8 protein-coding genes are annotated in these 12,978 nt (G+C 53.7%); 7 read left to right on the forward strand and 1 reads right to left on the reverse strand.

Annotation, left to right across the window (positions count from 1 at the left end):
* The 5 genes from ispH to ACMWKA_RS15350 all read left to right on the forward strand — a co-directional run bounded on the left by ispH (position 1) and on the right by ACMWKA_RS15350 (position 7,197).
* Positions 1-951 (forward strand): 4-hydroxy-3-methylbut-2-enyl diphosphate reductase, encoded by a 951-nt coding sequence (gene ispH, locus ACMWKA_RS15330; RefSeq protein ID WP_013095529.1) that lies wholly within the window; start codon positions 1-3, stop codon positions 949-951.
* A 205-nt stretch (positions 952-1,156) separates the two neighbouring features.
* The gene (gene dapB / locus ACMWKA_RS15335) at positions 1,157-1,978 is read left to right on the forward strand and encodes a 4-hydroxy-tetrahydrodipicolinate reductase (RefSeq protein ID WP_349704915.1); all 822 of its coding nucleotides are present in this window, start codon (positions 1,157-1,159) and stop codon (positions 1,976-1,978) included.
* Between the two features lie 454 nt (positions 1,979-2,432).
* Positions 2,433-3,581 (forward strand): glutamine-hydrolyzing carbamoyl-phosphate synthase small subunit, encoded by a 1,149-nt coding sequence (carA, locus tag ACMWKA_RS15340; RefSeq protein WP_045292772.1) that lies wholly within the window; start codon positions 2,433-2,435, stop codon positions 3,579-3,581.
* Positions 3,582-3,599: 18 nt separating this feature from the next.
* Positions 3,600-6,824 carry a carbamoyl-phosphate synthase large subunit gene (gene carB, locus ACMWKA_RS15345; RefSeq protein WP_013095532.1) on the forward strand — a complete coding sequence of 1,075 codons (3,225 nt, stop codon included), beginning with the start codon at positions 3,600-3,602 and terminating at the stop codon, positions 6,822-6,824.
* Positions 6,825-6,963: 139 nt separating this feature from the next.
* A complete protein-coding gene (locus tag ACMWKA_RS15350; protein WP_013095533.1) occupies positions 6,964-7,197 on the forward strand; it encodes a YgdI/YgdR family lipoprotein in 234 nt (77 codons plus the stop codon).
* 47 nt (positions 7,198-7,244) lie between these two features.
* On the opposite strand, the gene ACMWKA_RS15355 is transcribed toward ACMWKA_RS15350, so the two are convergent.
* On the reverse strand, positions 7,245-9,788 hold the full coding sequence (locus ACMWKA_RS15355) for an autotransporter outer membrane beta-barrel domain-containing protein (RefSeq protein ID WP_414760392.1): 2,544 nt from the start codon (positions 9,786-9,788) through the stop codon (positions 7,245-7,247).
* 746 nt (positions 9,789-10,534) lie between these two features.
* On the opposite strand from ACMWKA_RS15355, the gene kefF reads away from it, so the two are divergent.
* Both kefF and kefC read left to right on the forward strand, forming a co-directional pair.
* A complete protein-coding gene (gene kefF, locus ACMWKA_RS15360) occupies positions 10,535-11,065 on the forward strand; it encodes a glutathione-regulated potassium-efflux system oxidoreductase KefF (RefSeq protein ID WP_023620041.1) in 531 nt (176 codons plus the stop codon).
* Positions 11,058-12,923 (forward strand): glutathione-regulated potassium-efflux system protein KefC, encoded by a 1,866-nt coding sequence (gene kefC / locus ACMWKA_RS15365; protein WP_414760393.1) that lies wholly within the window; start codon positions 11,058-11,060, stop codon positions 12,921-12,923. The genes kefF and kefC overlap by 8 nt, the downstream gene beginning before the upstream one ends.
* Positions 12,924-12,978 lie beyond the last annotated feature (55 nt).

A 12,978-nucleotide genomic window follows, 5' to 3' on the forward strand; every position in this document is an offset into this window, starting at 1 on the left:
ATGCAGATCCTGTTGGCTAACCCGCGCGGCTTCTGCGCCGGTGTAGACCGCGCTATCAGCATTGTTGAAAACGCGCTGGAGATTTACGGCGCGCCGATTTACGTGCGTCACGAAGTTGTACATAACCGTTACGTGGTCGACAGCCTGCGTGAACGCGGTGCAATCTTCATTGAGCAGATCAGTGAAGTGCCAGACGGCGCGATCCTGATTTTCTCCGCACACGGTGTCTCCCAGGCGGTACGTAACGAAGCGAAAAGCCGTGATTTGACGGTGTTCGACGCCACCTGTCCGTTGGTAACCAAAGTGCATATGGAAGTGGCGCGCGCCAGCCGTCGCGGTGAAGAGTCGATCCTGATTGGTCATGCGGGTCATCCGGAAGTCGAAGGCACTATGGGCCAGTACAGCAACCCGGAAGGGGGGATGTATCTGGTGGAGTCGCCGGAAGATGTCCTGACGCTGAACGTGAAAAACGAAGCCCGTCTGTCGTTCATGACGCAGACCACGCTTTCAGTTGATGATACGTCGGATGTGATTGACGCATTGCGCCAGCGTTTCCCGAAAATCGTCGGGCCGCGTAAAGATGATATCTGCTACGCAACCACTAACCGCCAGGAAGCGGTGCGTGCGCTGGCTGAACAGGCGGACGTGGTGCTGGTGGTCGGCTCGAAAAACTCCTCTAACTCCAACCGTCTGGCCGAACTGGCGCAGCGCATGGGCAAGGCGGCGTTTCTGATTGACGACGCGACGGACATTCAGGAAGCGTGGGTGAAAAACGCGGCCTGTGTCGGTGTCACCGCAGGGGCTTCCGCGCCGGATATCCTGGTGCAGAACGTGATCACCCGTCTGCAGGAGCTGGGTGGTGGTGAAGCCGTTCCGCTGGAAGGCCGCGAAGAAAACATCGTCTTCGAAGTCCCGAAAGAGCTGCGTATTGATGCACGCGAAGTGGAATAATCCTTCTTCTGAGGAAAGGCCAGCACCTCCTGTGCTGGCCTTTTTTTTATCTGCTACTTTATCGTGACGACAAAATCATGTCTTTTACTGATATTTGAGTCCGTTTCACGTTAAATTCTAATTATCGGTGTTTTCAGTTGGCAGGCCTGACAAAGGCTGGTTAATCTGAAAACGGTTTACATCATTTTAACGTAAGAGAATAACTATGCATGATGCACAGATCCGTGTCGCTATTGCGGGCGCGGGTGGACGTATGGGTCGCCAGCTCATTCAGGCGACACTTCAGATGGATGGCGTAGTGCTGGGCGCAGCACTGGAGCGTGAAGGTTCATCGCTTCTTGGGGCCGATGCCGGTGAACTGGCAGGCGCGGGCAAGACGGGCGTTACCGTTCAGAGCAGCCTTGATGCGGTGAAAGATGATTTTGATGTGTTTATCGATTTCACCCGGCCAGAAGGCACACTGACCCATCTGGCATTTTGCCGTCAGCACGGCAAAGGCATGGTGATTGGCACCACTGGGTTTGATGAAGCCGGTAAACAAGCCATTCAGGATGCGTCACATGAGATTGCTATTGTCTTCGCTGCTAACTTTAGCGTGGGCGTCAACGTTATGCTTAAGCTGTTGGAGAAGGCCGCAAAAGTGATGGGCGATTATACCGACATTGAGATTGTCGAAGCTCACCACCGTTACAAAGTCGATGCTCCCTCCGGCACGGCGCTGGCAATGGGCGAAGCGATTGCGCATGCACTGGATAAAGATTTAAAAGACTGCGCGGTATATACGCGCGAAGGCCATACGGGCGAACGCGTCCCGGGAACGATTGGTTTCGCAACCGTGCGAGCGGGTGACATCGTCGGGGAACATACTGCGATGTTCGCCGATATTGGAGAACGTGTAGAGATCACGCATAAAGCATCCAGCCGCATGACATTTGCGAATGGTGCCGTTCGCTCCGCTTTGTGGCTGAAAGGCAAAGAAAATGGTCTTTTTGATATGCGTGATGTGCTAGATCTCAACAATTTGTAAGAGATATTACCCATCGTGATGTGGTTATTGCAGTCGTAACTTTTTGATTGCATAGGGCAATAATTTATTGCCCTTTTATTTTGTCCATTCCATGTTTATTTTTGTCTTTTTTGACTAAAAGTAGGTGTTATCCCGCCATTTTGTGTTGCTGGTATGTAAATTTTGACCGTTTGGTCCACTTTTTATTATCTGCGTACCAGAAATTCCAATAAACTTGCCACGCAAGCGTTTTCTGTCGTGATTTACCTGATCTTTTTGCCGCTTAACATCTTTTCAGGCCGCCAGGCTTGCAAAAGGATAATTAAAATATCCGTTTTGAGTTGACTTTTACCTGGCAAATCTCCAGAATGCCGCCGTTTGCCAAAAATCCGCTGGCAACACATTTGCATTGATTTATGACATGGTTGTGAATTAATATGCAAATAAAGTGAGTGAATATTCTCTGGAGGGTGTTTTGATTAAGTCAGCGCTATTGGTTCTGGAAGACGGAACCCAGTTTATCGGTCGGGCCATAGGGGCAACGGGTTCGGCGGTTGGGGAAGTCGTTTTCAATACTTCAATGACCGGTTATCAAGAAATCCTCACTGATCCTTCCTATTCTCGCCAAATCGTTACTCTTACTTATCCTCATATCGGCAATGTCGGCACCAATGCTGCTGACGAAGAATCTTCTCAGGTACATGCGCAAGGCCTGGTCATTCGCGACCTGCCGCTGATTGCCAGCAACTTCCGCAATACCGAAGACCTCTCTTCCTACCTGAAGCGCCATAACATTGTGGCGATTGCCGATATCGACACCCGTAAGTTAACGCGTCTGCTGCGCGAGAAGGGTGCACAGAACGGCTGCATCATCGCAGGGGACAATCTCGATGCGGCGCTGGCGCTGGAAAAAGCGAAAGCCTTCCCGGGCCTGAATGGCATGGACCTGGCGAAAGAAGTGACGACCACTGAAGCATACAGCTGGACGCAAGGTAGCTGGACGCTGTCAGATGACCTGCCGGAAGCGAAAAAAGAGAGCGAGCTGCCGTTCCACGTGGTTGCCTACGATTTCGGCGCCAAGCGCAATATCCTGCGCATGCTGGTTGATCGCGGCTGCCGTCTGACGGTGGTGCCGGCGAAAACCTCTGCCGAAGACGTACTGAAGTTGAACCCGGATGGCATCTTCCTCTCTAACGGACCTGGCGACCCGGCACCGTGCGATTACGCTATCGATGCCATCAAGTCCTTCCTCGAAACCGATATTCCGGTATTCGGCATCTGCCTCGGCCATCAGCTGCTGGCGCTGGCGAGCGGGGCGAACACCATTAAGATGAAGTTCGGTCACCACGGTGGTAACCACCCGGTGAAAGACATCGACAACAACACGGTGATGATTACGGCACAGAACCACGGCTTCGCAGTAGACGAAGCGTCAATGCCAGCTAATCTGCGCGTGACGCACAAATCCCTGTTCGATGGCACCCTGCAGGGGATCCATCGTACCGATAAGCCAGCGTTCAGCTTCCAGGGACACCCGGAAGCCAGCCCGGGGCCGCACGATGCCGCACCGCTGTTCGATCACTTCATCGAACTTATCGAGCAATACCGTAAGACCGCTAAATAATCAGGAGCCGAGAAGACCATGCCAAAACGTACAGACATAAAAAGCATCCTGATCCTTGGCGCTGGCCCGATTGTTATCGGTCAGGCCTGTGAATTTGACTACTCCGGTGCACAGGCATGTAAAGCCCTGCGCGAAGAGGGTTACCGCGTTATCCTGGTAAACTCTAACCCGGCGACCATCATGACCGACCCGGAAATGGCGGATGCAACCTACATCGAGCCGATTCACTGGGAAGTGGTACGTAAAATCATCGAGAAAGAGCGTCCGGATGCAGTTCTGCCGACCATGGGTGGCCAGACTGCACTGAACTGCGCGCTGGAGCTGGAGCGTCAGGGCGTGCTGGAAGAGTTCGGCGTGACCATGATTGGTGCGACCGCCGACGCGATTGATAAAGCAGAAGACCGTCGTCGCTTCGACGTGGCGATGAAAAAAATCGGCCTCGACACCGCACGTTCCGGTATCGCTCACAACATGGAAGAGGCACTGGCCGTAGCGGCTGAAGTGGGTTATCCGTGCATCATCCGTCCTTCCTTCACCATGGGCGGCACCGGCGGCGGTATCGCCTACAACCGCGAAGAGTTTGAAGAGATTTGCGAGCGCGGCCTGGATCTCTCCCCAACCAAAGAGCTGCTGATTGATGAATCGCTGATTGGCTGGAAAGAGTACGAGATGGAAGTGGTGCGTGATAAAAACGACAACTGCATCATCGTCTGCTCCATCGAAAACTTCGATGCGATGGGTATCCACACCGGCGACTCCATTACCGTTGCGCCAGCGCAAACGCTGACCGACAAAGAGTACCAAATCATGCGTAACGCCTCGATGGCGGTACTGCGTGAAATCGGCGTCGAAACCGGTGGTTCTAACGTGCAGTTCTCGGTGAACCCGAAAACCGGCCGTCTGATTGTTATCGAAATGAACCCGCGCGTGTCCCGCTCCTCCGCGCTGGCTTCTAAAGCGACCGGCTTCCCGATTGCGAAGGTGGCGGCGAAACTGGCGGTCGGTTACACCCTTGACGAGCTGATGAACGACATCACCGGGGGCCGCACGCCTGCGTCCTTCGAACCGTCTATCGACTACGTTGTGACCAAAATTCCACGCTTCAACTTCGAGAAATTCGCTGGCGCGAACGACCGTCTGACCACCCAGATGAAATCTGTGGGTGAAGTGATGGCGATTGGCCGCACGCAGCAGGAATCCCTGCAGAAAGCGCTGCGCGGCCTCGAAGTGGGCGCGACCGGCTTCGATCCGAAAGTGAGCCTGGACGACCCGGAAGCACTGACCAAAATCCGCCGCGAGCTGAAAGACGCGGGCGCAGAGCGTATCTGGTATATCGCCGACGCCTTCCGCGCAGGCTTGTCCGTGGACGGCGTGTTCAACCTGACCAACATCGACCGCTGGTTCCTGGTGCAAATTGAAGAGCTGGTGCGTCTGGAAGAGAAAGTGGCGGAGCTGGGCATCAATGGCCTGGACGCTGACTTCCTGCGCATGCTGAAACGCAAAGGCTTTGCCGACGCGCGTCTGGCAAAACTGGCCGGCGTGCGTGAAGCGGAAATCCGCAAGCTGCGCGACCAGTATGACCTGCACCCGGTCTACAAGCGTGTTGATACCTGTGCGGCAGAGTTCGCGACCGATACGGCTTACATGTACTCCACGTATGAAGACGAGTGTGAAGCGAATCCGTCCGTTGACCGCGACAAAATCATGGTACTGGGCGGTGGCCCAAACCGTATCGGCCAGGGCATCGAGTTTGACTACTGCTGCGTACACGCCTCTCTGGCGCTGCGCGAAGACGGTTACGAGACCATCATGGTCAACTGTAACCCGGAAACGGTCTCTACCGACTATGACACCTCTGACCGTCTCTACTTCGAACCGGTAACTCTGGAAGACGTGCTGGAAATCGTGCGCATCGAGAAGCCAAAAGGCGTGATCGTGCAGTACGGCGGCCAGACGCCGCTGAAACTGGCGCGCGCGCTCGAAGCCGCAGGTGTGCCGGTTATCGGTACCAGCCCGGATGCCATTGACCGTGCAGAAGACCGCGAGCGTTTCCAGCAGGCGGTTGACCGTCTGAAGCTGAAACAGCCGGCAAACGCCACCGTGACTGCGATTGAACAAGCGGTTGAGAAGGCGAAAGAGATTGGCTACCCGCTGGTGGTGCGTCCTTCTTACGTGCTGGGCGGCCGCGCGATGGAAATCGTCTACGACGAAGCTGACCTGCGTCGTTACTTCCAGACGGCAGTTAGCGTGTCCAACGATGCGCCGGTGCTGCTGGATCGCTTCCTCGACGATGCGGTTGAAGTGGATGTGGATGCTATCTGCGACGGTGAAATGGTGCTGATTGGCGGCATCATGGAGCACATCGAGCAGGCGGGCGTGCACTCAGGCGACTCCGCCTGTTCTCTGCCAGCGTACACCCTGAGCCAGGAAATTCAGGACGTGATGCGTCAGCAGGTGCAGAAACTGGCCTTCGAACTGCAGGTTCGCGGCCTGATGAACGTCCAGTTCGCCGTGAAAGACAACGAAGTCTACCTGATTGAAGTGAACCCGCGTGCGGCACGTACCGTACCGTTCGTCTCTAAAGCGACCGGTATTCCGCTGGCAAAAGTGGCGGCGCGCGTGATGGCCGGCCAGACGCTGGCTCAGCAGGGCGTCACAAAAGAGATTATCCCGCCGTACTACTCTGTAAAAGAGGTGGTGCTGCCGTTCAACAAATTCCCGGGCGTTGACCCGCTGTTAGGGCCAGAAATGCGCTCTACCGGGGAAGTGATGGGCGTGGGCCGCACCTTCGCAGAAGCGTTTGCTAAAGCGCAACTGGGCAGCAACTCCACCATGAAGAAATCTGGCCGTGCGCTGCTCTCTGTTCGCGAAGGCGATAAAGAGCGCGTGGTTGACCTGGCGGCCAAACTGCTGAAACAGGGCTTCGAGCTGGATGCAACCCACGGTACGGCGATTGTGCTGGGTGAAGCGGGAATCAACCCGCGTCTGGTGAACAAGGTGCATGAAGGTCGTCCGCACATTCAGGATCGCATCAAGAATGGCGAATACACCTACATCATCAACACCACTGCGGGCCGCCAGGCGATTGAAGACTCCAAGCTGATTCGCCGCAGCGCGCTGCAGTACAAAGTGCATTACGACACCACCCTGAACGGCGGTTTCGCAACAGCCATGGCGCTGAACGCGGATGCCACCGAGAAGGTGATTTCGGTCCAGGAAATGCACGCCCAGATTAACAAGTAAGACAAATTGCCCGGTACCGTTCGGCTACCGGGCATTCTTCCCCTCTTCAGAACCTTCTGGTTTTCCATCCGCATTCAGTCAGTTAGCCTAAAATGGTTAGGTCGATAATGAAATTCAACTGAGAGCAGGGGAAAACACCATGCAAAATAAACTACTGATCGCTTCCGTTCTGGCTGCCACTGCAATGTTCACCGTAGCGGGGTGTTCGTCTAATCAGGCGGTAAAAACCACTGATGGCCGCACCATCATTACGGACGGCAAACCGCAGGTGGATGACGATACCGGTCTGGTGTCGTATAAAAACGCGGAAACTGGTCAAACCGAGCAGATTAACCGTGACCAGGTCAAATCCATGGGTGAACTGGATAATTAAAAAAAGCAGTGGCATCCGCCACTGCTTTTTTGCTTGATGCGGATGGATTACCAGCGGTGGTTTAACAAAATATGACCGCCGTAAGCGGCATAGTTGTTTTCACCCCATTCGCCGCTGGCGCGAAGTGAAATTGTCGTGGTCTCGTTAAGATTGCCGGTAATACCCAGCTCTACCTGACCACGATCCTCCGGCGTATCATTACTTACGGTTTCGTCGTTGAAGGCCAGATCGTTTTGACCTGCACCCTTCAGCCAGTTCACCGCAACGTATGGCTGCCAGGCCGTGACGTCCTTTTGCTGGAAATAGCTGGATTTCACACCCAGACGACCGAAGACGCTGTCGTTATCCAGAGTCGTCACCCGGACGCCATCGCGGTCCGTATGATTTTCCTGATCAAGATAGCTGTAGATCACCTGCGCCTGAGGCTCGATCTTCCAGGTACGCTCGTTTTCAGATGGGATAACCCACGCATGGCCGACTTCAACAGACGCGGCAAAACCTTCGCTGTTGTAATCTTCATCGTTGCGGTTGCTGGTCACTTTGTTGTTGTACCAGCTGTAGGCGGCCCAGGTATCAATGTAACTGCCCAGGCGTAATTTCTGATCTTCCTGCCAGGTGGCGTAGAGCCCAACGTTGAAGCCATCGACTTTACCCTGTGCATCACGCACGTTGTGTTTCGCATCTGAGTGGGTCTTCGCCTGGCCTGCACCGAACATGCCACCGGCACGCAGGATACCGCTGTCCATTGGCTTGCTGAGGAAATCGCTGCCGACTTGCAGAACGGTGGTCGTGGTGTCGTAGCTGACTTTATCGCCGCCTGCATCATTTTCATGGTAACGACCTTTAACATACATCCAGGTATTCAGATCGTCTTCGTTACGGAAAGTGAGCTGATCGCGATCGTCACGTTTGTGCAGGAACATACTCTGAGCAGCCAGATAGTTGCCTAAATACGCGCCCACTTCAGGTGCCATCACTTCTGGTGCTGGGGTATTGCCGCCGCCGTTATCGGTATTATTACCACCGTCGCCGTTATCATTGCCGCCGCTGTTGCCGCCATCGTCGGTATTGCTGCCATTGTCACTGTTACCGCCATTATCAGTACTACCGCCATCGTCGGTATTGCCACCGTTGTCGGTATTATCTCCGTCATCAGTATCATCTGTTGGATCGACAGGTGGCGTGGCCTTCGATTCCAGGTACCAGTTCCCGTCACTATGCTGGTAAAGAGAGTATTCGTATGCGCCTGCCACAACCGGTTTGGCCAGGGTTAGCTGTGCTTCAGAGCTGCCGGCGACGCTGACAATCTCCATGCCGTTCACGGTCTGTGCGCCAAGTCCACCCATGTTGCTGACGGTCACGCCGGACTGGCCAAAACTGCTGCCGGTTATTGTGAGATGATCGGTAGGTGCCGTGTCAGTGCCCAGCTCGCTGTTTAACACAATCTGGCTACCTTCTGCGCCGGTATAGTCACCATTAATGGTAAAGTCATTACCCACGCTGTGGTCGGCTGCACTGAGCAAAAGCGTGCCGCTATTGGTCACGTTGCCGTTAATGGTATCAATGCCGGCGTCTCTGAGGGTTGCATTACCCTCAATTGCATTCCACGCTGCCAGCGTACCGCCGCTGAGAATAGTGATGTTGTTGTAGACGGTTCCTGCGGTGGCAAACTTTGCCCCGTTCTGCACGGTGAGAGTGGCATTGCTGTTTTCAACACCTAACTTTGCGCCTGCCGCTACCAGCGTTGTGCCGTTTCGCAGGGTCGTATCGCCGGTATAGCTGTTGTTGCCGGTCAGCGTCAGCGTATTCGCATCAACTTTCTCTACGTTTCCGCTGCCGGTCATGTCGGTAGAAAACGTAAAATTGCCTCCCTGGTTAAAGATAACCGTACCATTGTTGGTTAGGCCGCCGCTGAGACTTGCCATACCTTCGCCATTGCCCAACTGGAGCATGGCTTCATTCGCCACCAGCGTATTGCCAGCATTGGAAACGGTACCCGCCAGGGTCAGGTTGCCGCTATTCACCTGCAGTGAATCACCGGCACCAATGATGTCGACGTTACCCGTCAGCGTCCAGTCTTCACCGTTCATTTTGACAGAGGCGAAACCATCGCCTTCGTTCAGCCCGATAAAATTGCTGTCTTCTGTACCGGTGCCTACCAGGGTTAGGGTGTTACCTTTCGAGACTGTCGAAATAACGTCACCTGATAATGATGAGCCAGTATTAAGCACCAGGGTGTTATTTTTATCGCTGGCAAAAAATACTGCCGCATTTCCACCCCCGAGCGAACCGCTATTCGTAATATCAACTTTAGCGTTACCTGAGACATAAATACCGTTCTGCGTGCCTGTTATGGTACCGCTATTTGATATTTTGGAATTGCCATTTTTTAGCGCAATACCATCACCTTCCAGGCCATTGAATGTCCCTTCATTGTTAATTGCTGTAGCAACTTCAGTACTAAGCCCTGTATTGCCTTCGACTTTCCCCGTTGCTGTATTCGTAATATTTACCGTTGATGAATTTTCGCTAATGAAAATACCCGTCTGAACACCTTTTATATTACCTTCGTTGATTAAATTCCCCTGCATTGATTCGATGTTTACCGCATTTGCTTCAGTAGAAGAAATGGTTGCTCCAGTTTCATTCGTAATGATGACTCGTTGAGCGCCGGTGTTAATATCAAGACCGTTGGCCGCTCCAGATATATTACCTTTATTTGTTACTGATGTGACATCAATACCTGATACGGATACGGCTGCTTTATTGCTTGAGGAAGAAATCGTTACATCTTTATTGATAACATATTCGGTATCAGCGGAAAAATCTTGTGGGACGGAAGTAGACTGTTCAATAATTCCTGCTGAGGTTATTGCTGGTGTGAATGCCAATATGGCGGGGAACAGTCTTCCGAGCATTCTGGTTGTTCTGTTAAGTTCAATGCGTATATTACTCATGCACACATCCATTTGAATGAAAAGTTCGTGAAATGTTCAGGTTAATAATTGCGTATACATTTCTGAAGAGCGGTTATCGCAAAACCATCTAAAATTATTATTTTTTCAATAGGTTATGTATACTTTGTTTTATTAAAAAGTCGTTTTAAGAATGCTTAATATTTCAGTGTGGTAAATGTAAAATTGGTTAGATATTTCTGGCGACTATGGATTCCTGTTTGTTCAAAGACGCACATATATGAACAACATTGATGGTTAAAGAAGCAGTTACGCTACTTGCGATTTGCCGACACCAGGCAATGGGAGACTTTCAGTGAGCGAGTTAAATGTCTACACTCACTGCTACCAGAGAGAACGGAACCGTAAAGACAGGCTAACTGATGATTCTGATAATTTATGCGCATCCCTATCCGCATCACTCCCATGCGAATAAGCGCATGCTTGAACAGGTAAGGACACTCGACAACGTAGAGATACGTTCCCTCTATCAACTTTATCCTGATTTTAACATCGACATCGCCGCTGAACAGGAGGCGCTCACTCGCGCCGATCTGATCATCTGGCAACACCCGATGCAGTGGTACAGCACACCTCCGCTCCTCAAATTGTGGATCGACAAAGTCTTTTCCCACGGCTGGGCGTATGGTCACAACGGGCATGCGCTGAAGGGAAAAAGCCTGATGTGGGCTGTGACCACCGGTGGAGGAGAAAGCCACTTCGATATTGGCTCTTTCCCGGGTTTTGAGGTGCTGGCACAACCGCTTCAGGCGACAGCACTCTACTGTGGCCTTACCTGGCTTCCTCCTTTTGCTATGCACTGCACATTTGTTTGTGACGATGAGACGTTGCAGGCGCAGGCTCGTCATTATAAACAACGCTTACTTGAGTGGCAGGAGACGCACAATGGATAGCCATACGCTGATACAGGCGCTGATTTACCTTGGCGCGGCGGCGCTGATTGTGCCCGTGGCGGTTCGCCTGGGGTTGGGCTCTGTGCTGGGCTACCTGATCGCCGGGTGTGTTATCGGACCCTGGGGATTCCGCCTGGTCACCGACGCGGAGGCGATCCTGCATTTCGCCGAAATTGGTGTCGTACTGATGCTGTTTGTCATTGGTCTGGAACTTGACCCGCAGAGGTTGTGGAAGCTGCGCGCCTCAGTGTTTGGCGGCGGGGCGCTACAAATGGCGGCCTGTGGTCTGCTGTTGGGCGGCTTCTGTATTCTGCTGGGAATGGACTGGAAAGTGGCAGAGCTTATTGGCATGACGCTGGCACTCTCTTCGACGGCGATTGCCATGCAGGCAATGAACGAGCGAAACCTGACCGTTTCACAGATGGGACGCAGTGCGTTTTCGGTGCTGCTGTTTCAGGATATCGCGGCGATTCCGCTGGTGGCGATGATCCCGCTGCTGGCCGCAAGTGGGGCCTCCACCACACTCGGCGCTTTTGCCCTCTCTGCATTAAAGGTGGTCGGTGCGCTGGCACTGGTTGTCTTGCTTGGCCGGTATGTAACACGTCCGCTGCTTCGATTTGTCGCCCGCTCGGGGTTGCGGGAAGTGTTCAGTGCCGTGGCGCTGTTCCTGGTGTTTGGTTTTGGTCTGCTGCTGGAGGAAGCCGGGCTGTCGATGGCGATGGGAGCCTTCCTCGCGGGCGTTCTGCTGGCCAGCTCAGAGTACCGGCACGCGCTTGAAAGTGATATCGAGCCATTTAAAGGACTGCTGCTGGGGCTGTTTTTCATCGGGGTCGGGATGTCTATCGACTTTGGCACGCTGGTCACGCATCCACTGCGGATCCTCATTCTGCTGGTCGGTTTCCTGGTCATCAAAATGGTGATGCTGTGGCTGATCGCCCGTCCGCTGAACGTGCCTGGCAGACAGCGTCTTTGGTTCGCCGTGCTGCTCGGACAGGGAAGCGAATTCGCGTTTGTGGTCTTCGGCGCAGCGCAAATGGCCAATGTGCTCGATCCCGAGTGGGCGAAAGCGTTGACGCTGGCGGTCGCGCTGTCGATGGCGGCAACGCCGATCCTGCTGGTGCTGCTGACGCGTCTGGAAAAAAACGGCAGCGAACAGGAACGTGAGGCCGATGAGATCGATGAGGAACAGCCGCGGGTCATCATCGCCGGATTCGGTCGCTTTGGGCAGATCACCGGTCGTTTACTGCTCTCAAGCGGGGTAAAAATGGTCATCCTCGATCACGATCCGGACCATGTGGATACCCTGCGTAAGTTCGATATGAAAGTCTTCTACGGCGATGCAACGCGTGTCGATCTGCTGGAATCAGCCGGGGCAGCGAAAGCGGAAGTCCTCATCAACGCGATTGACGATCCCCAGACCAGTATGCAGCTGGTTGAGCTGGTGAAGGAGCATTTCCCGAACCTGACCATTATCTCCCGCGCGCGCGATGTGGATCACTATATCCAGCTGCGACAGGCGGGGGTGGACGCACCCGAGCGTGAAACCTTCGAAGGGGCGCTTAAGTCTGGCCGCATGGCGCTGGAAAGTCTGGGCCTGGGCGCGTATGAAGCGCGCGAGCGTGCGGATCTGTTCCGTCACTTCAATACCGATATGGTGGAAGAGATGGTGGCGATGGCGGGCAGTACGGCCACAGAGCGTGCGGCGGTGTTTAAACGCACCAGTGCGATGCTGACAGAGATCATTAATGAGGATCGTAATCATCTGTCGCTGGTGCAGCGTCATGGCTGGCAGGGAACGGAGGAGGGCAAGCATACCGGCGATCCGGCGGACGAACCGGAGAGTAAACCTTCCGCGTGAAGTGGAGTTGCCAGCAATATTAAAAAATTTCTCTCTCTTTACCATGCCGCCAGTC

The organism is Enterobacter sp. 03-F-07-AD-ECC (assembly GCF_047530935.1).
Classification (GTDB): Bacteria; Pseudomonadota; Gammaproteobacteria; order Enterobacterales; family Enterobacteriaceae; genus Enterobacter; species Enterobacter cloacae.